The following is a 22,773-nucleotide window of genomic DNA, read 5'->3' as shown; positions in this document are numbered from 1 at the left end:
AAGGTTCCTCAGATTGCCGAGAAAGGATATTTTTCTCGGCAATTTTACATTTTGTCTAAAGCATTATTGATTATCCCTGCTAACTGGCAAGTTGATTTCCGCTCCGGACACTCTCTTTTTCGTGGAAGGTCCAAGAAAATCAATTAAAAAAGGGGAGGAAGTGCACGAACCATTGGCACCTTCGGACAAAATCATTTGAAAGAGAAGAGGATTTGTCCGAACAAGTCCCAACTTCGGACAAATCACTTGAAAGAGAAGATGAAGTGTCCGAACCAGTGCCGCCTTCGGACAATATCGCTTAAAAGAGAAGAGGATTTGTCCGAACTAGTGCCGCCTTCGGACAAAATCGCTTGAAAAAGAGGAGGAAGTGTCCGAATTAGTGCCGCCTTCGGACAAAATCGCTTGAAAGAGAGGAGGAAGTGTCCGAACCCCAATTATACCGACGTTTATCCAAACCAAGTAAAATAAAAGGCCATCGAAGTTTACTCGACAGCCTGAGGACCCTTTTTGATTCCTTTATATTAGTGCAATACCTGCCCGGAATTTAATTAATGGGGGTCATGGGTTATTTTGCATAAAAGTTTTCTGTATAGTAAGGGTGCGACTCGTTATTAAATGCGACCCCTACACCAAGATAGCGGTATCCTTCACGCAGAATATTTTCCCTATGGCCGAGTGAGTTCATCAGCCCTTCATGGGCAAAAATACTGCTGAATTGTCCATAGGCAAGATTTTCTCCGGCCAAGTGAAAAATAATATGATCCTCTTTCATCCGATCAAACGGAGATTGTCCTTTCAAATTCGTATGGTCAAAATAGTTATTCACAGCCATATCTGTGCTGTGCTTTCGTGCTGTTTCCCGGACATGCTCATCCCATGTCAGAACAGGCAGCTGATGGGTGACCCGTATCGCGTTGGTTAAATCAAATAGCTGGTATTCAAATCCCTCTTTTAATGCAGGGCTTGCTTCTGTGTAAAAATCTACTTTTCGCTGCTCCATATCCTTTCTAATGATCTGCATAGCAGTTACAGTATTTCCCTCATGTTTATCATAAAAAATGGTCACATAGGCATTATCCTTTAAATACACATCATAATCCCTGTCAGCTTCAAACTGATAAACATATCGCCCTTTTTGAATTTGCTTTAGAGGATTCCCCAAGATTGTATGAACCTCGTCCTTTGTGCTTCCGCGCTTAACCCCACTTGTAGAAGAGATTAAATCTTGATCCGTATATACTCCAGAAGCTTTATTGTTTTCATCGTACATCACCATAAAAAAATTATGGTAATTATTGTGGTAGGCGTACCAATCGCTCCCATACTCATTAAGGGAAGACCGTTTAGCTGCTCCTACATTCATTTCGATTTGTTCCTTTGTCTGGCCTATTTCAATATTTGATATAGAAAATAGCTGTTTCTCCGGTGTTTGCAGCTCAATCTTTTCAATCGGTTCTTCTTTTTGCGGCGTTTTTGGAAGGTCTTCTAAATTTAGGTTTAACTGTTTCAGCAGCTGTTCAACTTGGGCAAATATTTGTCCAATCGCTGACATGATTTCCGGAATATTGACCTCTGATTGGATCTTATCGACTGCTTGCACCTTATCGCTATGGTCTAATTTTTGTTCAATAAGCGGGGCTGAATAATTAAATAAAAATAATAATGAAATAATAGCTAATATTCGAGTCAAATTTTTCCACCTCCATAACTAATTTCATTCTCGCCAATCCTACTGTTATCTATAAGTGTCTCTATGGGTTTAGTTACTATTTTAACAGAAAATGTTGCAAATTCGCTTATTCTTAATTTTTTGATGCCTTCATATCATAAAATTAAAAAGGTTGGACAAGGTGATTACTATTGTTTGAGAAATTTTTTGCTACGATGGTTGGAAGTCTGCTGCTTGGTATCGGGGTTAACGGGTTCTTTATTCCTAACCATTTAATCGATGGCGGGATTTTGGGAATCGCTCTCATTATTTATTATTTTTTTAAATTCCAAACTGGGTTATCAATGATTGTATTAAGTCTCCCAATATGTATACTGGCATTGCTAAAAGAAAAAGCATATTTTTTAAGCAGCATTCAAGGGCTGCTTGTCTCATCATTATTTATTGATTTGCTTGCACCGCTTCGAGACGAATTTTCCGTTTCAAGTTTGACCGGTGCGCTGGTCGGAGGAATCATCATTGGAATCGGTGTGGGACTTATGCTCCGTCATAAAACCAGCACAGGGGGTACGGATTTACTTGCCAAACTAATATCGAGACGCTTTTCAATCAATCTGGCACTAACCATTATTTTTATAGATGGACTGATTGTTTTGGCAGGATTCACCGTACTGGATGTTCATCACTTTCTTTATTCATGTTTGGCTATTGTAACTGTAGGAATTATCACATCCTTAATTGAAGGTTATTAACTTTGTGTTAATTGATTAATGTAAAAATAGAGAATTATTTCTATTAATGGTATCTTTTAATAATGTTGAATCAAAAAAGGCTAAAAGCGAGAACTTAATAAAAATTAGCTTTAGCACAAAGGAGAAAACATCATGAACGAGATGAAAGAAACACCGCATATCAAACCGAATGGTGTGGAAATTGCAGAAACCATTCTTTTACCGGGTGACCCATTACGGGCAAAGTTTATTATGGAGACGTATTTAGAAAATGCTCAGCAATTCAATTCCGTTCGGAATATGTTCGGGTATACCGGAACGTATAAAGGGAAGAAAATTTCCGTCATGGGGACGGGAATGGGAATGCCAAGCATGAGCCTCTATTCCTGGGAACTGATACATATTTTTGGGGTGAAAAATTTAATAAGGATTGGAACCTGCGGAGCCATTCAGGATCATATGAATTTGTATGATCTTGTACTGGCGATGGGCGCCTCAACCGACTCTCGTTATGTCCACCAATACAATTTACCCGGTGAATTTGCCAATATTGCATCTTTTGAATTATTGGACAAAGCAAAGAAAGCGGCCGATCAAAAAGGGCTCCCAGTGCATGTTGGAAATATTTTGACTAGTGATATCTTCTACAATGCTGACCCGACCGCACTGGAAAAGTGGCAGAAGATGGGGATTCTCTCAGTGGAGATGGAGACGGCCGGACTTTATCTTAACGCTGCCTATGCAGGGGTAAATGCCCTTACGATCCTAACAGTAAGCGACCATATTCTTCGCCGTGAACAAACAACTCCAGAGGAAAGACAAACCGCCTTTACAAACATGATGGAGGTTGCGCTTGAGTTGGCATAAATAAATATTGTAGAATTCCATAATTATGTTATGTTAACTCGATTACTTCATAGTGTAATAAATTTTTCCATAATGAAGCACTCTAAAAGTGGAGGTGAAATTTATGGAAAAAGATAAAACCCAAATTTCCGAAAACCAAGCAAAAGATACAGATAATGAAGCAATAATGAATAGAGTAAATCAAACCTTCGATAAGATTTCTCAAGATGTTAAAGAGATGATCAATGAAAATAACAACCAATTGTCATGAAAAACGCCAGAAATGGTGTTTTTTTGTGTATGTCGTGTTAATACATTCATTATTGAATATGATAAATTAAATTTATAAAAGAATTTTCCAACCCCGTATCTTTTCGTCTCCCAATAAACGTTTATAGTGTAGAGAGTGCAAAAGGAGTGAAAACCATGTTACACAAGCTTAACCCGAAAGTCGATGAACAAGCGGATTCATACTGGCAGGAGCAGTTTCCAAAACTAAAACAGTATTGTCACTTTCTTACTCAAAACACGTGGGATGGGGACGATGTTGCACAAGAAACTTATCTCAAAGCCTTAAAGTATGAAAATCAACAGCAAAGCGTAACGCCAGCCCTGTTAAATAAAATTGCTTATAACCACTGGGTGGACGTCATTCGTAAAAGAAAAAAAGAAAGCCTTCAAGAGGATACTGAAATGGCCGGCGCTTGCCAAAACGCTAATCGAGATGAACTATTCAATACGGTTGAGATGCTTATCAACCATTTCACTCCAAAACAGTCGATTATCTTTTTATTAAAAGAGGCGTTTCAATATCAGATAAAGGAAATTGCTGAAATTTTAAATACATCGGAGATGGCGGTAAAGGCTAGTTTGCATCGTTCCAAAAACCGTTTGGAAAAGATAAATGAAGAAGGTCATTTACTAACGATTGAACCACATTGGAATGAAGCTGAACGTGAGCAATTATCCGAGCTTTTTTATGAAGCTTTGAAAACAGAGGATCCAACGAATCTTATAGAAGGAATTCACGCTATCATCTCTGAAATTCCAAAAGCAATTACTACAAAAAAATTCTCTCCTTCAAGCACTCTCTGCATGGCTGCTTAGCCAAATTGCTTATAAGGAGACGGTAATTATGAGTACAATTCCATACGTAATTGAAAACACGAATCGCGGCGAACGATCCTATGATATATACTCGCGCTTGTTAAAGGACAGAATTATCATTATTGGCGATGAAATCAATGACCATGTGGCCAATAGCGTGGTAGCACAGCTTTTATTTTTAGCAGCAGATAACCCAGAGAAAGAAATTTCCCTTTATATAAACTCTCCGGGAGGATCAACATCAGCTGGATTCGCCATCTTTGATACAATGCAATATATTCAGGCGGATGTCCGCACCATCTGTACCGGGATGGCGGCTTCGTTTGGAGCCATGCTGCTCCTGGCTGGAACAAAAGGGAAACGATTTGCCCTGCCAAACAGTGAAATTATGATTCATCAGCCGTTGGGAGGGGCGAGAGGGCAGGCAACGGAAATTGAAATTTCCGCTCGCCGCATTTTAAAACTACGGGAGCACATCAATCAAATTATTGCAGAGCGAACCGGCCAGCCGATTGAAAAAGTGGCAAAGGATACAGACCGCGATTTCTTCATGAGCGCAGAAGAAGCTAAAGAGTATGGGATCATAGATGAGATTTTATATCCAAAGTCATAAGAAAAAAAACCGCTCGGATTTGTAATTAACGGGTTTACTTTAGAGGGGTATGAAATTATTATTGGAGGGTGTGTATTTTTTAAACTTCAGTAACTAGTGATAGTAAAATAAGCGGATATTTTTCCGCTAAATGTAGAATAGGGCTCATTCCGGCGTAAATAAGGGAAGGTTTTCCGCTTAAACAAAGTAAAATCCCCAATACTAAAGTTTTTTGAGTCAATAGTGGAAATTTCTCCGCCTATTTAAGTTATTCTTAATCTTATTTATTAATTAAGGGAAATTTCTTCGCTTATTTATCAAACTCTCTTAGTGTCTAATTAACTTATACTCTCTTACGGTTGCATTATTCAGATAGAAAATTTGAAAAAAGGCTTAGAGATATTTTCATCTCAAAGCCTTTTTGACTGTGTATATACTCTGATTTGCCAAGTGGTTAGGTTTGTGATTTACCGTTTTGCACCTCACAAGTAAACCTGTTAATTTGTAATCCAGGCAGTTTTTTATGAAAATGGCATACCATTATGGTTGCTGACTTCAGCAGACCGTTCTTTTTTGATTCCAAACCACACAAAAAAGGATCCAAAGACAACAAACAGCGGCTCCAGCCAATTGGCTTCCGGCCCATTGGTAATTCGATGAAGCTGGAAAATCCAATGAAAGACAACAATATCAAAGCTCAAGAACAAACCAGCGGCGACGGTAAACCCGTTAAAGAATGAACGTGAAAAGAAGCGGTAAAAGACAGCCATCAAGATCAAAAGTACAAGCAACCCTAAAAAGACGGCACCAATCCGTTGCGCTTGCGTTTCAGCCTTCAAGCCCATCGCTAAGGCATCAATTAAATGAAAGAAAAAATCTGTAACAAAGAAAGCCGCAATCGCACCAAGTATCCTCATGATAAATCCCCTTTATTGCAAAATTGAAAACCACTTTAAAAATTATAAGCGATAATAAAAGCTACGTTAATCATTTTTTGCAGAAGAAATACCATACATGAACGTCCACATTTTGGTAATAATGATATAGGTAGAAAATCATGACCAACAAAACGGAGGAATTATCATGTATACATCAATCCAAGAATTCGTGCAGGAATGGAACCAAGAGGCGGGGTCTACACAAAAAATCATGGATGCGTTGACTGACGGTTCCCTTCAGCAAATGGTGTCAGCGGATGATCGTTCGCTCGGGAGAATTGCCTGGCATGTCGTCGCCAGTACACCGGGAATGTTAAAGGAATTCGGTATCAATGTAGCCCAGGTTGAAAATGAAGGAACAGTCCCAACTTCAGCCAAAACTATCGCTGATGCATTTCGTAAGGTAAGTGCCGACACCGTGGAAGCAGTCCAGCAGCAGTGGACCGATGACTCTTTAAAAGATATGAAAGATGTTTTTGGGATGACGATGCCAAAGGCAGTTACCCTAAATCTTCTCATCAAGCATGTCATCCATCACCGCGGCCAGATGACCGTGCTAATGCGTCAAGCAGGACTTCAGGTACCTGGTGTATATGGTCCTGCCAGAGAAGAATGGGGCCAAATGGGAATGGAAGCACCAGCCATATAATCACTTTTCGAGCACACTAAAAAATAGTGTGCTCTTTCTTATGGAAAAAGGAAGGGAAATTTGCCCGGTTGGTTGAATATAGATGTAATTAAACTATAAATAACAGAAAGGTGGTAGAAATATGGAGGTTACACCAAGACCTGCATCCACAGTCGTGTTATTGGATCATCTCGATAGAGTTTACTTGACACAAAGACCGAAAACGATGAAATTTATGGGAGGTATTTATGTATTCCCCGGGGGAGCGGTAGATGATAGCGATGCCATCCATGATGATGAGTATATAAAAAACGAAAAGCGGGATGAATCAATAAGCCAGTCTTACTATATCGCCGCGGCACGTGAATTATTTGAGGAAGCAGGCATTCTTCTTTGTCAAACAGTCGACGGTACCCCAGTTCTTTTGGAAGAAGATACCGCCCTGGAATACCGCCGTCTGTTAATTAAAGGAGAAATTTCTTTTTTACACATGTTAAAAAAGGAAGCGCTTTATCTGAATCTAGAATACTTAACTTATTTTGGCCGAATTGTCACACCTAGTCAGAGCAAAATTCGCTTTGATACAAAATTCTTCCTGGCCAGGCTGCCCGAGGGTCAAACGCCAATACCAGATGAAAATGAAATTGATGATTCTTTATGGATTAATCCCCAAGAAGCTCTAACTCGATATGAAGAGGAAATAATTCCATTAGCACCGCCAACGATTCATACATTGAAAACGATTGTTCATTATGTAAAAAGCGGTCAGCTTTCGATGCCGGAGTTTAATCGATTAGACTACAAGATTGTTTTTTAACATATAGGCTTCTTCATGCTGTGTGACGGATTCCTCGTTTATCAATTTGATTAAATGTGCCTCAGTTGTTCTTTTTGCCACTTCAAACACACTAGGATGAATGGAATCTTGATAAATCAAATTCGTTAAATCGACAGAAGTTAAGCACTGATGTTCTTTCAGCAAGTCCTTAATTTGGTTTTCACGATACAATCTTCGGTTCAACACAAACTCAATGTGCTCATACGGCGTTGTAACCCATTCCCCATGGCCAGGACCGATTTTACTGATCTTTAACTGTTGCAGGCGATGGAGGGTTTTAAAATAATCACCCATGTCACCATCCGGAGGGCCAATCCAGGATGTTCCTTCCGCGACGATATTATCCCCTGCGAGGAGAATTTGCTTAGAAGGAATATACAGGTTCAACTGGCCAGCCGTATGGCCAGGGGCATGAAGAATATGTACTTCCTCACCCGCAACACGGAGAACGTCCAAATCATTTAACAAAGAAATATTGCTCCAAGGCGAAATGGCTGATTGAGTTTCCTCTTTTTCAAGGTGATGACAATACACAACCGGATTCCAGTCGATAAGCTGACAAACACCAGTAGCATGGTCAGGATGGGAGTGTGTAAGAATAATCGTTTTTGGGACAGCGATTTCATTTTCAACAAGGGCATTTTCTATTACACTTCGCGTTTCCGGTTGGTCATATCCGGCGTCAACCAAGATACTTTCCTCCCCATTCCCAATCAAATAGCAGTTGGTTGTCATATGGGGAAGCAAAGTAGGGGTCGGAACGGGCACACGGATTATCTTAAAATCATTTACTTTTTTCATAAAAATACATCCTTTCATCCTTTTTCGGCAGATTTCTATTTATTTTTCTTACATATTCATCGTGTTAATGAAAAAATCCTGCTAAAAGGATGGGAAAGAATATTAACTGAGCCATTTATTGTTTAGTGCATAGATAAACGTCTTCACATTTCGCTTTTCTTCCATGATAGGCGAGTAGATATATGAAAGAGTTCGATTAAAAGTTTGATTTTTTATATGAATAATAGATAGCAGCCCTTGCTTGACATCCCTGTCAATGATACTGCCGGACAGAAGTGACAGCCCCATTCCGTTAATGAGTGTTTCTTTTATTCCTTGGCTGCTGCTGATGGTTAAAAAGGATTTGACTTTCAAACCATTGGAACGAATAACATGATTTAAATACTCACGGGTTCCCGAACCATTTTCCCGTGTTACCCATGTTTGATTTTGCAGGTCAGCCATGGTAACTCCTTTTTTTCGAGCGAGTTCATGATTGTTTGACGAAACCACGAAAAGCTCGTCTTCCATAAACGGATGGACTGATAATTCCTTTTCGTTGGTGTGACCCTCAATTAATCCAATATCCACTTTATACAATTTTACTGATTGTGCAATTTCCTCTGTGTTGCCGATCACTACATGAAGATCCAATTCTGGATAATCTTTCTGCAGGTCAATCAGTAAAGCCGGGAGGATGTATTCCCCAATCGTAAAACTGGCCCCGATGATTAATTCACCTTTTATTGAATCTTGGTGTTCAAGAATGTCCTGCCGAGTTTGATCATAAATGGTAATCATTTGTTTGGCTCGTTCGTAAAGTATCTTACCCGTCGGAGTGATTTGCAGGAATTTGGGAGAGCGCAGAAATAATTTTGTTTGAAATTCTTTCTCAAGATTTTTGATATGTAAACTCACACTGGGCTGTGACATTAGCAGCAGCTCTGCCGTTTTTGTAAAATTTTTCACCTCTGCAAGGGTGACGAACGTTTTTAATTCTTCGTAATGCATAGAAATCCCGCCTTATTATTAAAAAAACTAATAGTTTCGATAATTAATATTTATTTTACTAATGTTTAGATATTAGGTAAAGTGAATATGACATATCGCAAGCATAGTTTTTTTATAATTCCTACTTGACTTATAGGAATAGTAAAACTATTATAATAGTAATCAATTTTTCAATGAAAATGATGTCTTAAAGCAATTTCAAAAATGGCTTATTTTCCTTAGGGGAGTGATATTTTTTGCAACTTCAGGTATTGAACAGTCCATTTACTGAGGAGCAGGCAGAGCTCCTAAATCGTCTTCTGCCAAGCTTAACGGAATCGCAAAAAGTTTGGTTAAGCGGGTACTTTGCTGCCTCTGCGAATTCAATTGTATTGGGAGCACCGGCAGGGCAACCTGTACAATCCCAAAGCGTATCCAAAGAGGTGACGATTCTTTATGGATCGCAAACTGGAAATTCCAAGGGTCTGGCGAAAAAAGCAAGTCAGGCACTTGAGGGGATCGGTTTTAAAGCAATCGTTTCGGCGATGAGTGATTTTAAACCAAACAATTTAAAAAAGGTTCAAAACCTGCTCATTATTGCTAGTACACATGGTGAGGGTGAGCCGCCTGATAACGCAAAATCCTTCCATGAGTTTTTGTTTGGAAAACGGGCGCCAAAGCTTGACGGTCTGCAATTTTCCGTTTTGGCACTTGGAGACAGCTCATACGAGTTTTTCTGTCAAACCGGAAAAGATTTTGACAAACGTTTAGAAGAGCTTGGCGGCACTAGACTTTATCCACGCTTTGACTGTGATGTTGACTTTGATGAGCCGGCAGGTGAATGGCTGCAAGGTGTTCTTGGCAGCTTGAATGATGCTCAGGGTGAAAGTGCAGCATCAGCCCCTGTTCCTGTAGGAACAACGCAAACTGCTGAGTCTGTGTACTCAAGAACAAATCCGTTCCGTGCGGAGGTCCTTGAAAATATTAATTTAAACGGCCGCGGTTCGAATAAAGAAACTCGTCACCTTGAATTATCGCTTGAAGGATCAGGTCTCAGCTTTGAACCAGGTGACAGCCTGGGGATTTATCCAGATAACGATCCTGCGCTAGTTGAACGGTTGCTTCAGGAATTAACATGGAATCCGGATGAAGTTGTTACCGTAAAACAAGGGGATGCCCGTCCACTTAAAGATGTGCTTACGTCTTTTTATGAAATTACCGTGTTGACAAAACCATTGCTTGAAAAAATCGCTCAGATTTCAACAAATGTTGAGTTGAAGGAGCTTGTAGCAGCAGGAAATGAAGATAAATTAAAGGCTTATATCGAATCCAGAGATTTACTAGATTTAGTCCAAGATTTTGGTGCTTGGGGAGAATCGTCACAAGAGTTTGTATCCGTATTACGTAAAATTCCAGCACGACTTTATTCCATTGCTAGCAGTTTGTCTGCTAATCCGGATGAAGTTCATTTGACTATTGGCGCCGTCCGCTATGAGGCACATGGCCGCGAACGGAAGGGTGTCTGCTCAATTTTAACAGCGGAGCGTCTTGAAGCAGGAGATACCTTGCCTATTTTCATCCAGCATAATGAAAACTTTAAACTGCCTGTTAACCAGGATGCGCCGATAATTATGGTTGGGCCGGGAACAGGGGCTGCACCGTTCCGTTCATTCATGCAGGAGCGTGAAGAAAACGGTGCGGAAGGTAAAGCTTGGATGTTCTTTGGCGATCAGCATTTCGTGACCGATTTCCTTTATCAGCTTGAATGGCAAAAATGGCTGAAGGACGGCGTACTCACAAAGATGGATGTAGCGTTTTCTCGCGACCAAGCTGAAAAGGTATATGTGCAGCAGCGCATGTTAGAGCAAAGCAAGGAATTGTTCCAATGGCTTGAGGAAGGTGCTTACTTCTATATTTGTGGTGATGAAAAGCACATGGCACATGATGTCCATAACACTTTAATTGAAATTATTGAAAAAGAAGGCAATATGAGCCGTGAGAAAGCGGAAGAGTATATAACCGAAATGCAGCAGCAAAAACGCTACCAGCGTGACGTATATTGATTTGGTTTTGAAAGGAGTCTTTTCAACATGGTGAACTCAATTTTAAAAGCACCGGATGGTAAGCCAAGTGATGTCGAGCGTATTAAAGTAGAAAGCGACTATTTACGAGGCACGCTGACGGAAGTAATGCAGGACCGGTTGAGCTCAGGTATTCCTGATGATGACAACCGTTTGATGAAGCATCACGGCAGTTATTTACAGGATGACCGCGATCTTCGGAATGAGCGGCAAAAACAGAAACTAGAACCAGCATATCAATTTATGCTCCGTGTCCGTGCACCAGGCGGTGTGGTAACACCGGAACAATGGCTGGTATTGGATGGGCTTGCTGATAAGAACGCCAACGGAACCATCAAACTGACTACTCGTCAATCGTTCCAATTTCATGGCATTTTAAAATGGAACATGAAAAATACGATTCAAGAGATTCACAATTCGCTATTGACGACGCTTGCTGCTTGCGGCGACGTTAACAGAAACGTAATGTGCAACCCGAACCCTTATCAATCGGAGATTCATTCCGAAGTATATGAATGGGCGAAGTATTTGAGCGATTATTTATTGCCGCGTACAAGAGCCTATCATGAAATTTGGCTGGATGAGGAGAAGGTAGCTGGAACTCCAGATGTGGAAGAAGTGGAGCCATTGTATGGCCCAACTTACCTTCCGCGTAAGTTCAAGATTGGGATTGCTGTACCGCCGTCTAATGATATCGATGTCTTTTCCCAAGACCTTGGCTTAATTGCGATTGTCGAAGACGGCAAGCTTACTGGCTTCAACGTAGCAATTGGCGGCGGCATGGGAAGCACACATGGCGACAAAGCGACCTATCCACAGGTTGCGAAAGTCATCGGATTCGTTACTCCTGACAAAATCGTGGAGCTAGCTGAAAAGACCATTTCGATTCAGCGCGATTACGGAAACCGCTCTGTCCGAAAGAATGCCCGTTTCAAGTATACGATTGACCGCCTTGGATTAGATACCGTTAAGGCAGAATTAGAAAACCGCCTAGGCTGGAGCTTGGATGAGGCAAAGCCATACCACTTTGACCATAATGGTGACCGCTACGGCTGGGTGAAAGGCGTTGGCGGCAAGTGGCATTTTACCTTGTTTGTTGAAAATGGACGGGTGAAAGATTATGAAGATTACAAGCTGAAAACAGGCTTAAAGGAACTAGCCAAAATTCATACTGGTGATTTCCGTTTAACACCTAATCAGAATCTTGTGATTGCCAATGTTTCAAGTCAGAAAAAGAAAAAGATTTCCGAATTAATGGAGCAATATGGCTTAACGGATGGTAAGCACCATTCGGCACTGCGCCGTAATTCAATGGCGTGTGTTGCGCTCCCAACATGCGGGTTGGCATTTGCTGAAAGTGAACGCTACCTGCCACAGCTAATTGAAAAGATTGAAGAGATTGTAGATGAGAACGGGCTGCGTGATGAGGAAATTACAATCCGCATGACTGGCTGTCCGAATGGTTGTGCCCGCCCGGCGCTGTCAGAAATCGCGCTGATCGGGAAAGCGGTCGGAAAGTACAATTTGTATCTTGGGGGCGCTTTTGACGGCAGCCGTATGAACAAAATGTACAGTGAAAACATTGGTGAAGCAGAAATTCTAAATGAATTGAGCGTCCTTCTTGGCCGTTATGCGAAGGAACGAAATGAAGGAGAGCACTTCGGAGACTACGTTATCCGTGCTGAAATCATTAAAGCTGTTACAGACGGAACTAATTTCCACGACTAATAAATAAGAAGGGGCATGAAGCCGCTGTGCATTAGGCAGTGCGGGTCATGCCCCTTTTCTTCCTTTTATTTGGAGTTTGATAGGTTGCAAGAACAGCACCTATAATGGTTATGATGCCTCCAAGCAGGGTTGCCAACGACACGCTCTCTCCTAATAACAAAACACCAAATACAACGGTCCAAACGGGCAGCAAATTGATAAATGGCGCCGCTAGTGCCGGTCCAACCATTTCGACTCCTGCGCTCCAGGAGAAGAAGGCAACAACAGAAGCCAATGTACTAACGTAGACGACTGCAAGCCAGGCGGAACCGGTCATATGGATCATTCCCGTATCGACGGTGCCTATGCAGCTTAACGCGCTCCATAGGGTGCCATAAAAGGATGCGCCGGCCGTCATGGTTAACGGATCCATACTTTTCCCGTAGCGTTTCAAAAGAACGGTATACATTCCCCATGCCAAGCAGGATAACAGAATCTCAATTTCTCCGATTAGGGAGCTGTGGGATGCCCCGCCTTGTTTTCCCTGAATTAAAATCATCACACCAATCACTGAAATGACAGCACCAATCCACGATTTAGCATGAATCTTTTCCTTTAAAACAAACGGTGTAAACAGCAAGATGGCAATCGGAATCCCTGCAGATATCATTCCAGCTTGAGAAGCACTTAAGGATCTTAATCCTAAGTAATTTAAGGTTGAAAAAGCAAAGACCCCAAAAAACCCAAGAATCAAAAATTCCTTCCATTTTTTTAGGATAGGGAAATCCTTTTTATTAAAAGCAAGTATTCCCCAAAGAAGGATGGTTGATATGCCCCATCGAATCGTGTTTAGCAGCGTTGCCGGAAGAGCCGGTGCCAGAAAACGTCCGCATATGTAATTACCTCCCCAAAGAATGGTGGCTAAGATTAATAGTGCAACACCTTTTTTCATGTAAATTACCCTTTCTAGTTAGTCTGAAACATTCGGTTTATACTATTAAATTATAATACTACTTTAAAATTATTTAGGAAAGCGAATGGTTTCAATTTTTCAAAACATTTTGAAATAAATTCTTGCATCTAAGGATTTTATATTATACTATTTAAAATAATATCAATTTTTAATTATATGCTTTAGTAAAATAGCATTAAATTGAACTATTTATTTTTCAAAAAAGGAAGCGACTAACATTGAATTATCCATTTGCATCTCGTACTCAAAGCTTTGAATCATCTGCTGTCAGGGATATCCTAAAGGTAACGCAGCAGGCACATGTCATTTCATTTGCCGGAGGACTGCCTGCCGAGGACATTTTCCCAGTGGAAGCGGTAAGAACTGCCTATGATAAGGTTTTTTCCTCAGGAAACAACGCCTTACAATACGGTTTAACTGAAGGCTTTATCCCGCTTCGTGAAATGATTCAAACTAAAATGGAGCGAAAGGGAATTACATCTTCCCCTGAAAATATATTGGTTACAACAGGATCTCAGCAGGTCATTGATTTGTTCTCAAGAATCATGCTAAGCGAAGGGGATGTTGTTCTCACCGAGGACCCTACATATCTATCAGCCTTGCAAGTGTTCCACTCATACGGGGCGGAGGTAATTGCTGTCCATAGTGATCAAGAGGGAATGGACCCTGAGGATTTAAAGGTTAAACTGGAACAATACCAGCCTAAATTTGTTTATGTCATTCCAACTTTCTCCAATCCTGACGGCAAGGTTTGGAGCGCGGAAAGACGCCAGCATTTACTTGATCTTTGCTATCAATATAATATTCTAATATTAGAAGACGATCCATACGGGGATATTCAATTCCATGACGACGAGTATTACCAGCCGCTGGCATCACTTGATGAGCAACGTACCCATGTCGTTTATACGAGTACCTTCTCGAAATCTGTTGTTCCTGCACTGCGCACAGGCTGGGTAACCGGTCCGATCGAAATCATTCAAATGATGGCGAAAGCCAAGCAAATGAACGATTTGCATTCGAGCAGTCTGGACCAGCAGGCACTATATTATCTGCTGCGCGATTTTGACTTGGATTCCCATATCCAGACAATCCGCCGCGAGTATTATCTTCGAATGACGATTATGCGGGATTACCTTGCAAAGCTCGGCACTGACTTGTTCAAATGTGCTGAACCGAAAGGCGGCATGTTTATGTGGGTGGAAGCCAATGAAGAGATTAATACCACCGCATTGCTGCATCAGGCAGTTGAAAAGGGTGTTGCATTTGTTCCTGGCGCGCCATTCTATGTTGGTCAGCCTAAATACAACACCTTCCGCTTGAACTTCAGCCATTCGAGCCCTGAAAGGATTCAAGAGGGAATGGACCGGTTGGTAAGTGTTCTGCTTAAGCCGGCACATTCTAAGTAAATCTAAAACATATAAAGTATAAATGTGTCTTAGCCACCGAGGCTGTCGAAATACTTTCGACAGCCTTTTATAATGTGTTTAAGTAACAATGCGTTGCGCTAATTGATGAAGGCTTATTCATAGGTTTATTTGGTCTCATGCAAAGCGTATATTAGCGATCTATGCTACTGAACGGGGAATATATCCAAGAGTTCGGGCATGTATAAGGGTTCTATGCTAGCGAACCGGTCATCTTTTCTAAAGTTCAGGCGCATATAAGGGTTCTATGCTACCGAACCGGTCATCTTTTCAAAAGTTCGGGCGTATATAAGGGCTCTATGCTACCGAACCGGTCATCTTTTCTAAAGTTCAGGCGCATATAAGGGCCCTATGCTACCGAACCGGTCATCTTTTCAAAAGTTCGGGCGCATATAAGGGCCCTATGCTACCGAACCGACTATTATTTCAAAAGTTCGAGCGTATATAAAACGTCAACTATTTAAAGTGTTAAGGCCTAATTTCCTTAGCACTTTTTTTATGTCTGATTGTTACTTATTGGGAGATTTCGACAACATTTTTATTCTGGGTCTGCTATGATTTCAGTCGTAAACGGAAAATGTCCAACCTATACCTTTACGGAAAAGGGGTAAATAAATGAACCGCAGCCAATTGCGTATTATTGATTTAAGTGTTCCGTTGGATATTCGAGCGAAGGAGCCTTTCCCGCCTGAAATCATCTATGAATCGCACGAACAGGGGGCCGAGCAGGCAGCCAAAATCCTAGGCTTAAAGGCCAGTGATTTTCCGGACGGCGCTGCCTGGGCGGTAGAAACGGTCACGCTGACAACACATACCGGAACACATGTTGACGCGCCGTGGCATTACGCTGCGAAAACAGCCGGAGAACCATCCAGGACAATTGACGAACTGCCTCTTGAATGGTTCTATGGCCGTGGTGTTCTCTTTGATTTTAGCGACAGGCAGCCTGGCTATGAAATCAAAATAGAGGATTTTGAAAAACAATTAGAAGAAATGAGTTATCAGCTGCAGCCATTTGATATTGTTTTAGTTAGAACAGATGCCGATAAAAAATACTTCGAAGAAAACTATGCAGCAATGCATGCAGGCGTTTCGGCGGATGCAACACGCTGGCTCATTCAAAAAGGAATAAAAGTCATGGGAACAGACGGCTGGGGCTGGGACATTCCGCTTTATCATCAGGCTGCCGATTATAAGCAAAATCCGCGTGATGGCGTCCTGTGGGCGGCCCATTATGTTGGAAAGGAAGCAGAATATTGCCAAATTGAAAAACTGGCAAACTTGGAATTACTGCCAAAACGATTCGGCTTCAAAGTAGCGGTTTTTCCTGTCAAAATAACAGGTGCCAGCGCAGGCTGGGCGAGACCAGTTGCCATTTTTGAATAAAGGAGACAATAGGAATGAAATTTATAACATTTATTGATGCAAACGGCCGCCAAAAAGCCGGCTGGATTAAGGATGAGAACGTTTATGATATGAATCTCGTCAGCAACGGTGAGCTGCCTGATAATCTATTAGAGTTAATTAAGAACTATTCCGGATATTTGCCAATGTTGAAGAGTTTGGAGGGCATTGCGGAGCCATCTGCTCAGTTAAACGAAGTTACACTAACAGCTCCACTGCCAAATCCGCCAAGTGTAAGGGATTTTATGGCTTTTGAATTGCATGTGTTGAATGCCAGGAAACTAACAGGCCGCAAGGTACCCGAAGAATGGTATGAACTACCTGCCTTTTATTTTACCAACCATTTAGTTTTGTCGGGCCACAATGAAAAAATAGAACGTCCTCTCGGCTGTTTCGCGTTGGATTATGAATTGGAGCTGGGCTGCATCATTGGCAAGGAAGGGAGGAACATCAAGGCAGAGGAAGCTGAAGACTATATTTTCGGCTACACCATATTTAACGATTGGTCGGCCCGTGATCTGCAGCAGAAAGAGATGAAAATCGGACTAGGACCGGCGAAGGGTAAGGACTTTGCGACCACCATCGGACCTGTCATCGTCACGAAGGATGAGCTTGAAAAATATCGATTCGGCCGCGGCTTTGATTTAACGATGACAGCCAAAGTAAATGGAGAACTGCTATCAAAAGGAAATGCTAAAGATCTCTATTACTCATTTGGACAAATGATCGAAAGGGCATCGGCTGGAGTCACGCTCTACCCTGGAGATATCCTTGGATCCGGCACTGTCGGAACGGGCTGCCTCCTCGAGCTTGGACCAGAGGTTCACAGATGGTTAGAGCCCGGCGATTCCGTAGAGCTAGAAATCACCGGCATCGGTAAATTGAAGAACCAAATCTTTTAATTCTTATTAGAGACATCTTCAATTTTTCAAAGTGTTTTGCTTTCTGAAGCCGCCGTCACACGAGGGCGGCTTTCTTTGGCTAATAAGAAAGTATAAGTGCAACTACGCCTCTGTCTTCGCCCTTAGGGGCTTGCCAATCGGCGAGTTTTCTTTATATACCACTGATAGCAAAAAATAATAACAATAATAAGATCAATTGCATCGCCTCCATAGTACATTAAAATACCCCCTAACTCAGCCTGCTCTGCAGGAACTCCTGCAGGAGGATGGCCATAGATGTACTTGGAAAGGATTCCGTGCCCGGCTAACGCCGCTACCATCACAATTCCACGGTATATAAAGCTCCTTCGATTCGGTATTGGATCAATATACAAAAGCGCGGAGGTAAATACATATCCTCCAAGAAAGACATGTAAATGGACTGCCACGTAAACAAGGGGGTGTTTATGCATAGCCATATAAAGGTCACTTGTATAAAGAACCCAAAGTCCTCCGACGTTAATCAAGGATGCAACAACCGGATCACTAAGAAACAGACAATACCTCTTTTTTAAAAAGGTAACAAGTCTCCGCGCAGCATTCACGTTTAATGTTCGTAAAATTATAGTCATCGGAGCCGCTAATACCATTAATAAGGGAGCCAGCATGCCCAAAAGCAGGTGGCTGAGCATATGTGCTGTAAAATCCTGATGGGCCCGCATAGCTAAGGGTCCGCTAACCGCGGCAACAGCACAACATATCGCTAAAACAAAGAAAAATGTCCGGTTCAACGGCCATGTTTTTTTTCGAAATTTTAATAGAGAAACTGCTAACAGATACAAAAACAATACCAGTACGAGCGGCAATAAAAGGACAACCTGTAAAAATGTATCGTCCAAATAATGAGTAACATATTTATTGGAGTGCATTTTCTGTCATTTCTCCTGAAGGCAAAGATTTTCTCCGTGCCCGGCGTAGAAGAATGAAGCCTGCGATTATAATCATTATTGCCAAAACGTTCCATACGATGTCATAGGGCAATATTTCAACGTTATAGCGAATCTGGTGAAGCTTCATCAGTTTGTGCTGTACGATGCCATCATATAGATTAAATAAACCTGCACCGAGGCACATACCTGCTAACCACCTTGTTGTCTCCCATGCGTTCCGGCGGCGCAGATCTGCCACCATAAACAATGCCCCTACAGTCGCAATCCAACTAAACGCATGGAAAAGTCCATCAGAAACCAGACCAATGCCTGTAGTGGATTTGTCATAGAAGTGATGCCAGTGCAGAAGCTGGTGAAAAACAGTCTCATCTATAAATGCCACCAAACCAATGCCAAACAGAAAGCCCGACCAAACATTTCGAGTTGCATAAACTCCTTGCTTATTTTTCCGGTTTTGCGTTTCAGCCATATTACCATCCTCATTTTTTGAGCCGCCTTTTATACCAGCCCATTTTCTATTAATACTTTATCCGAAATAGAATAGCCATAATCAAGAATTAGGACTAAAGAACTAATTTAACCAGAAATGACAAGTTTCCTCCTTCTACTTAATAAAGATAGTTACGACAGACAGAAAATTTTTAAAGGGGGATCTACAATTGAAAAAGAAAACGTTTCTTCTTTCTATGATTTTTGTTGTGGTCATGTCTATGATTCTGGCAGCATGCGGTTCGAGCACGAAGGAGGAGGAAGAGACCACAACCGGGACAAGCGGCGGTGAAAAAGCAGAAGAAAAGCCAAAATTCATCAGTATTTTGACCGGTGGAACAGGCGGGACCTATTATCCACTGGGCGGTTCTTTTGCCAAGATTATTAAGGATGCCACAGGAATCGAAGCAAACGCTGAGACTTCAGGAGCTTCCGCAGAAAATATGAACACCTTAAAAAATGGTGACGGAGAAATTGCTTTCACCCAGACCGATATTGCGGCTTATGCTGTTGAAGGTAAACTGATGTTCAAGGAAAAGGTCGGAAATATTAAGGCTATTGCCACCCTCTATCCGGAAACCATTCAAATTGTCACGACAAAGAAATCAGGTATCAAATCCATAGCAGATTTGAAGGGAAAAAAAGTTTCTGTGGGAGCACCAGGTTCCGGAACAGCAGCAAATGCAGAGCAAATTCTCGAAGTACATGGCCTTAGCTTCAATGATATTCAAAAGCAGGACCTTTCCTTTGATGAATCTACCCAAGGAATTCAGGACGGGACAATTGATGCAGCATTCGTAACGGCAGGTACGCCAACCGGAGCTGTAGAAAGCCTATCCGCGACAGAAAACGTGGTGATTGTCCCGATCGCCCAGGATAAAATCGACGAGCTTATTAAAAAGTATCCATACTATATCAAGGATGAAGTCCCATCCGGAACTTATGGGCTCAGTTCTGTGGTTTCTACTGTAGCTGTCCAGGCCATGCTTGTAGCAAGAAGTGATCTGTCAGAGCAAGTCGTATACGATATCACGAAAGCCATTTTTGAAAATCTCGATAAAGTGACCCATGCCAAAGGGAAGCTCATTAAAGTGGAGAATGCCCTAAATGGGGTAGGGATTGATGTACATCCGGGAGCAAAAAAATACTTTGATGAGAAAGGTGTCAAGGCCGAATAAAACTATCTTGTTCACAATTATTGACCGGCTCTGGCATACGCTAGCCGGTCTCGTTTTCTTCATTATTTAAGGAGGAAAAATGAAAATTAATAAAATAGCACAAATATTCATTGTGCTAGCTATTTGCTTATCTATCGCTATGCTTGTAATAGCACTCATTCCACTCCGGCAGGCGCTTGTGTTCACACCGGTTCATTCAAGTGCCAAAGCCGCTTATATTCTAGTAAACAAAGAATCCACCTTTCAAATTAAGTACACCCATTCAATCCACCTGTCTGATGTAGTGGAAAGCTACAAAATCACCGATGATCAGCAAATTCAGCAATATGAATTAGAGTATGAGGATACATCAATTGGAATGCCGGCAAATGCCGATAAGGGAGAACGTTTTGAACAGATCAACGGAAAGTATTACATCAAGAACATGAAACGAATTTTTCCATCCTTTTATTTGCGAATCGGACAGGTCCGGGCCAATCACCGCGTCATTTTTAATCATAAGGAATATCCTTTAGCGCATACCATTAAACCGGGAACAATCGTTAATGTAGAAATACGGAAACTGAATATATTTCAAATTTGGAAAGGAGTGAACATCCTTGAGTACTTATGACGAAGCACTGTCTGAAGAACAACAGCAGGAGCTTTTAGAAAAATACGACCCGGAAGCAGGGGCAAGAAAGCTGAAGGGCAGGATTGGCTGGATTGTGTTTGCCATTCTGTTGGCCTTTTCTTTATTTCATCTCTATACGGGAATTTTCGGAGTGTTAACTGCCCAGCTGCAGAGGTCTATTCATTTAGGTTTTGCATTAGCGCTTATTTTTTTACTTTTTCCGGCCAGTAAGAAAAAACGTGGGAAAGAGCATAAGGTTGCTTGGTACGATTATATTTTAGCTGCCATTTCAGTCGTTGTTGGCGCCTATTGGCCGCTCATGATCGATGACTTGGTGTTACGGGCTGGTATGCTTACTGATCTAGACTTTTATGTAGGTTTAGCAGCGATTGTATTGGTGTTGGAAGCAACCCGCAGAGCGGTCGGTCTGCCCATCGCGATTATTGCGATAGTTTTTATGGTGTACGCACTTTTCGGTCCTTACATGCCCAGCTTTTTAGCGCACCGCGGCTTGGAACTGGACCGACTCGTGCAAACGATGTTTTTTACGACTGAAGGCATATTGGGAACACCGATTGCGGTGTCTGCTACCTACATCTTTTTGTTCTTATTATTTGGTTCTTTTTTAATTAAAACAGGAGTGGGCGAATACTTTAACGATTTGTCGATTGCGATTGCGGGACGAAGTGTCGGCGGGCCGGCCAAGGTGGCGGTTTTCTCAAGTGCCTTGCAGGGAACAATCAGCGGTAGTTCTGTCGCCAATGTAGTAACGTCAGGGGCCTTTACAATCCCGATGATGAAAAACCTTGGTTATAAAAAGGAATTTGCTGGGGCAGTTGAGGCAGCCTCATCAACCGGGGGACAGTTGATGCCGCCGATAATGGGGGCAGCGGCCTTCCTCATGGTCGAGTTTATCGGAAACGGGATTTCTTACTGGGACATCGCTAAAGCTGCGGCGATCCCAGCTGTCCTGTATTTTACCGGAATTTGGATTATGACTCATTTCGAAGCTAAGAAAATCGGCCTTCGCGGGTTGACAAAGGAAGAAATGCCAAACCGGAAAGAAGTATTCAGCAAGCTTTATTTATTGCTTCCTATTGTTGCCATCGTTCTGTTGTTGATGTCCGGGATGAGTGTAATCCGCGCTGCTCTTTGGTCAATCGTTATTACCGTGGTGGTAAGTGCGATTAAAAAAGAAACTAGAATCGGTTTTAAAGGAATCATCGACGCGTTGGCAGATGGTGCGAGGTCGGCCCTCGGAGTGGCCGCCGCTACGGCAGCCGCCGGTATCATTGTTGGGGTGGTGACGAAGACGGGGCTGGGCTTGAAAATGGCGAATGGCTTGCTCGATTTATCCGGTGGATATTTGTTGCCGACTTTATTTTTGACAATGATCGCTTCTCTGATATTGGGCATGGGTTCTCCAACGACGGCCAACTATGTCATCACCTCCACGATTGCCGCACCAGCCATCATTTTATTAGGGGTCCCAGATTTATCAGCCCATTTATTCGTGTTTTATTTCGGGATTGTCGCAGATATCACACCGCCAGTGGCCTTAGCTGCGATGTCTGCAGCGGCTATATCGGGAGGTGAACCATTCCGGACAGGGGTGGAGTCAACTAAACTGGCGATCAGTGCATTTATCATCCCATATATGTTTGTGCTTTCACCGGAATTGCTAATGATTAATACAACCTGGACGTATGTGATTTGGGTGGTCTTTACGGCGTTTATCGGGATGATTGCCATCAGTGCAGGTGTAATTGGTTTTTGGATGAGAAAAATGCACTGGTTAGAACGAATTGTCGCCTTGATTGCCGGTTTATGCTTAATTTATCCGGAAAAAATAAGCGACATTGTCGGGCTGGTGGCGTTCGCGCTTTTATTCGGCCTACAGGTAATGCATAAACGAGGAAATGCTGCGAAAACTAGTGCCTAAACACAAGGC

General features: G+C 42.0%; 22 protein-coding genes. 15 read left to right on the top strand and 7 right to left on the bottom strand.

From position 1 onward, the window contains the following. Positions 1-565 precede the first annotated feature (565 nt). Entirely contained in the window at positions 566-1,690 is a 1,125-nt protein-coding gene (locus tag V5M37_RS13980) for a CAP-associated domain-containing protein (protein WP_423802470.1), read from the bottom strand. 170 nt (positions 1,691-1,860) lie between these two features. Between V5M37_RS13980 and V5M37_RS13975 the strand changes: the two genes are divergently transcribed. The 5 genes from V5M37_RS13975 to clpP all read left to right on the top strand — a co-directional run bounded on the left by V5M37_RS13975 (position 1,861) and on the right by clpP (position 4,966). Further along, the gene (locus tag V5M37_RS13975) at positions 1,861-2,421 is read left to right on the top strand and encodes a YitT family protein (RefSeq protein WP_423802469.1); all 561 of its coding nucleotides are present in this window, start codon (positions 1,861-1,863) and stop codon (positions 2,419-2,421) included. 132 nt (positions 2,422-2,553) lie between these two features. Then, positions 2,554-3,267 carry a purine-nucleoside phosphorylase gene (gene deoD / locus V5M37_RS13970; RefSeq protein WP_423802468.1) on the top strand — a complete coding sequence of 238 codons (714 nt, stop codon included), beginning with the start codon at positions 2,554-2,556 and terminating at the stop codon, positions 3,265-3,267. Positions 3,268-3,370: 103 nt separating this feature from the next. Further along, entirely contained in the window at positions 3,371-3,517 is a 147-nt protein-coding gene (locus tag V5M37_RS13965; RefSeq protein WP_423802467.1) for a hypothetical protein, read from the top strand. A gap of 155 nt (positions 3,518-3,672) precedes the next feature. Beyond that, positions 3,673-4,353, top strand: coding sequence for a sigma-70 family RNA polymerase sigma factor (locus tag V5M37_RS13960; RefSeq protein WP_423802466.1), 681 nt, complete (start codon positions 3,673-3,675; stop codon positions 4,351-4,353). A 28-nt stretch (positions 4,354-4,381) separates the two neighbouring features. Continuing rightward, positions 4,382-4,966, top strand: a complete 585-nt coding sequence (gene clpP, locus V5M37_RS13955) for an ATP-dependent Clp endopeptidase proteolytic subunit ClpP (RefSeq protein ID WP_423802465.1) — start codon at positions 4,382-4,384, stop codon at positions 4,964-4,966. Positions 4,967-5,466: 500 nt separating this feature from the next. On the opposite strand, the gene V5M37_RS13950 is transcribed toward clpP, so the two are convergent. After that, positions 5,467-5,862 carry a DUF2243 domain-containing protein gene (locus V5M37_RS13950; protein ID WP_423802464.1) on the bottom strand — a complete coding sequence of 132 codons (396 nt, stop codon included), beginning with the start codon at positions 5,860-5,862 and terminating at the stop codon, positions 5,467-5,469. Between the two features lie 166 nt (positions 5,863-6,028). Between V5M37_RS13950 and V5M37_RS13945 the strand changes: the two genes are divergently transcribed. Beyond that, the gene (locus V5M37_RS13945) at positions 6,029-6,532 is read left to right on the top strand and encodes a DinB family protein (RefSeq protein ID WP_213139961.1); all 504 of its coding nucleotides are present in this window, start codon (positions 6,029-6,031) and stop codon (positions 6,530-6,532) included. 121 nt (positions 6,533-6,653) lie between these two features. Continuing rightward, the gene (locus V5M37_RS13940) at positions 6,654-7,328 is read left to right on the top strand and encodes an NUDIX hydrolase (RefSeq protein WP_423802463.1); all 675 of its coding nucleotides are present in this window, start codon (positions 6,654-6,656) and stop codon (positions 7,326-7,328) included. On the opposite strand, the gene V5M37_RS13935 is transcribed toward V5M37_RS13940, so the two are convergent. Together V5M37_RS13935 and V5M37_RS13930 are read right to left on the bottom strand one after the other, a co-directional pair. Next, positions 7,305-8,150 carry an MBL fold metallo-hydrolase gene (locus tag V5M37_RS13935; RefSeq protein ID WP_423802462.1) on the bottom strand — a complete coding sequence of 282 codons (846 nt, stop codon included), beginning with the start codon at positions 8,148-8,150 and terminating at the stop codon, positions 7,305-7,307. The genes V5M37_RS13940 and V5M37_RS13935 overlap by 24 nt on opposite strands. A 102-nt stretch (positions 8,151-8,252) precedes the next feature. Then, entirely contained in the window at positions 8,253-9,140 is an 888-nt protein-coding gene (locus tag V5M37_RS13930; protein WP_423802461.1) for a LysR family transcriptional regulator, read from the bottom strand. Positions 9,141-9,376: 236 nt separating this feature from the next. Here V5M37_RS13930 and V5M37_RS13925 point away from each other — a divergent pair, with 236 nt between their 5' ends. Both V5M37_RS13925 and cysI read left to right on the top strand, forming a co-directional pair. Further along, a complete protein-coding gene (locus V5M37_RS13925) occupies positions 9,377-11,182 on the top strand; it encodes an assimilatory sulfite reductase (NADPH) flavoprotein subunit (protein ID WP_423802460.1) in 1,806 nt (601 codons plus the stop codon). Positions 11,183-11,209: 27 nt separating this feature from the next. After that, on the top strand, positions 11,210-12,928 hold the full coding sequence (gene cysI, locus V5M37_RS13920; RefSeq protein WP_423802459.1) for an assimilatory sulfite reductase (NADPH) hemoprotein subunit: 1,719 nt from the start codon (positions 11,210-11,212) through the stop codon (positions 12,926-12,928). A 31-nt stretch (positions 12,929-12,959) separates the two neighbouring features. Here cysI and V5M37_RS13915 read toward each other — a convergent pair whose 3' ends face one another. Next, on the bottom strand, positions 12,960-13,859 hold the full coding sequence (locus V5M37_RS13915; protein ID WP_423802458.1) for a DMT family transporter: 900 nt from the start codon (positions 13,857-13,859) through the stop codon (positions 12,960-12,962). A gap of 239 nt (positions 13,860-14,098) precedes the next feature. Between V5M37_RS13915 and V5M37_RS13910 the strand changes: the two genes are divergently transcribed. From V5M37_RS13910 to V5M37_RS13900, 3 genes are all read left to right on the top strand, one after another. Continuing rightward, positions 14,099-15,289, top strand: a complete 1,191-nt coding sequence (locus tag V5M37_RS13910) for a PLP-dependent aminotransferase family protein (RefSeq protein WP_423802457.1) — start codon at positions 14,099-14,101, stop codon at positions 15,287-15,289. A gap of 633 nt (positions 15,290-15,922) precedes the next feature. Further along, on the top strand, positions 15,923-16,693 hold the full coding sequence (locus tag V5M37_RS13905; protein WP_423802456.1) for a cyclase family protein: 771 nt from the start codon (positions 15,923-15,925) through the stop codon (positions 16,691-16,693). 14 nt (positions 16,694-16,707) lie between these two features. Then, positions 16,708-17,613, top strand: coding sequence for a fumarylacetoacetate hydrolase family protein (locus V5M37_RS13900; protein ID WP_423802455.1), 906 nt, complete (start codon positions 16,708-16,710; stop codon positions 17,611-17,613). Positions 17,614-17,735: 122 nt separating this feature from the next. On the opposite strand, the gene V5M37_RS13895 is transcribed toward V5M37_RS13900, so the two are convergent. Then, the gene (locus V5M37_RS13895) at positions 17,736-18,521 is read right to left on the bottom strand and encodes a cytochrome c oxidase assembly protein (RefSeq protein ID WP_423802454.1); all 786 of its coding nucleotides are present in this window, start codon (positions 18,519-18,521) and stop codon (positions 17,736-17,738) included. Next, complete coding sequence (locus V5M37_RS13890; RefSeq protein ID WP_423802453.1) at positions 18,508-19,011, bottom strand: DUF2243 domain-containing protein; 504 nt, start codon at positions 19,009-19,011, stop codon at positions 18,508-18,510. Before V5M37_RS13890 ends, V5M37_RS13895 begins: the two co-directional genes overlap by 14 nt. A 190-nt stretch (positions 19,012-19,201) precedes the next feature. Between V5M37_RS13890 and V5M37_RS13885 the strand changes: the two genes are divergently transcribed. The 3 genes from V5M37_RS13885 to V5M37_RS13875 all read left to right on the top strand — a co-directional run bounded on the left by V5M37_RS13885 (position 19,202) and on the right by V5M37_RS13875 (position 22,764). Continuing rightward, entirely contained in the window at positions 19,202-20,209 is a 1,008-nt protein-coding gene (locus V5M37_RS13885; protein ID WP_423802452.1) for a TAXI family TRAP transporter solute-binding subunit, read from the top strand. Between the two features lie 79 nt (positions 20,210-20,288). Beyond that, positions 20,289-20,822 carry a DUF1850 domain-containing protein gene (locus V5M37_RS13880; protein WP_423802451.1) on the top strand — a complete coding sequence of 178 codons (534 nt, stop codon included), beginning with the start codon at positions 20,289-20,291 and terminating at the stop codon, positions 20,820-20,822. Further along, positions 20,809-22,764 (top strand): TRAP transporter permease, encoded by a 1,956-nt coding sequence (locus tag V5M37_RS13875; RefSeq protein ID WP_423802450.1) that lies wholly within the window; start codon positions 20,809-20,811, stop codon positions 22,762-22,764. Before V5M37_RS13880 ends, V5M37_RS13875 begins: the two co-directional genes overlap by 14 nt. Positions 22,765-22,773: the final 9 nt, after the last annotated feature.

Origin of the sequence: Neobacillus sp. SAB-20_R2A, from assembly GCF_049568635.1 — a bacterium.
GTDB classification, from domain to species: domain Bacteria; phylum Bacillota; class Bacilli; order Bacillales; family Cytobacillaceae; genus Neobacillus; species Neobacillus citreus.
Note: the sequence above shows the minus strand (reverse complement) of the source record. Positions and strands in the feature narration are given on the sequence as shown.

Bases quoted from the DNA above. Each gene is read 5' to 3' on its own strand.
- deoD (WP_423802468.1), top strand. From the start codon at position 2,554: ATGAACGAGATGAAAGAAACACCGCATATCAAACCGAATGGTGTGGAA.
- V5M37_RS13965 (WP_423802467.1), top strand. From the start codon at position 3,371: ATGGAAAAAGATAAAACCCAAATTTCCGAAAACCAAGCAAAAGATACA.
- V5M37_RS13960 (WP_423802466.1), top strand. From the start codon at position 3,673: ATGTTACACAAGCTTAACCCGAAAGTCGATGAACAAGCGGATTCATAC.
- clpP (WP_423802465.1), top strand. From the start codon at position 4,382: ATGAGTACAATTCCATACGTAATTGAAAACACGAATCGCGGCGAACGA.
- V5M37_RS13950 (WP_423802464.1), bottom strand. From the start codon at position 5,862: ATGAGGATACTTGGTGCGATTGCGGCTTTCTTTGTTACAGATTTTTTC.
- V5M37_RS13945 (WP_213139961.1), top strand. From the start codon at position 6,029: ATGTATACATCAATCCAAGAATTCGTGCAGGAATGGAACCAAGAGGCG.
- V5M37_RS13940 (WP_423802463.1), top strand. From the start codon at position 6,654: ATGGAGGTTACACCAAGACCTGCATCCACAGTCGTGTTATTGGATCAT.
- V5M37_RS13935 (WP_423802462.1), bottom strand. From the start codon at position 8,150: ATGAAAAAAGTAAATGATTTTAAGATAATCCGTGTGCCCGTTCCGACC.
- V5M37_RS13930 (WP_423802461.1), bottom strand. From the start codon at position 9,140: ATGCATTACGAAGAATTAAAAACGTTCGTCACCCTTGCAGAGGTGAAA.
- cysI (WP_423802459.1), top strand. From the start codon at position 11,210: ATGGTGAACTCAATTTTAAAAGCACCGGATGGTAAGCCAAGTGATGTC.
- V5M37_RS13915 (WP_423802458.1), bottom strand. From the start codon at position 13,859: ATGAAAAAAGGTGTTGCACTATTAATCTTAGCCACCATTCTTTGGGGA.
- V5M37_RS13905 (WP_423802456.1), top strand. From the start codon at position 15,923: ATGAACCGCAGCCAATTGCGTATTATTGATTTAAGTGTTCCGTTGGAT.
- V5M37_RS13900 (WP_423802455.1), top strand. From the start codon at position 16,708: ATGAAATTTATAACATTTATTGATGCAAACGGCCGCCAAAAAGCCGGC.
- V5M37_RS13895 (WP_423802454.1), bottom strand. From the start codon at position 18,521: ATGCACTCCAATAAATATGTTACTCATTATTTGGACGATACATTTTTA.
- V5M37_RS13890 (WP_423802453.1), bottom strand. From the start codon at position 19,011: ATGGCTGAAACGCAAAACCGGAAAAATAAGCAAGGAGTTTATGCAACT.
- V5M37_RS13880 (WP_423802451.1), top strand. From the start codon at position 20,289: ATGAAAATTAATAAAATAGCACAAATATTCATTGTGCTAGCTATTTGC.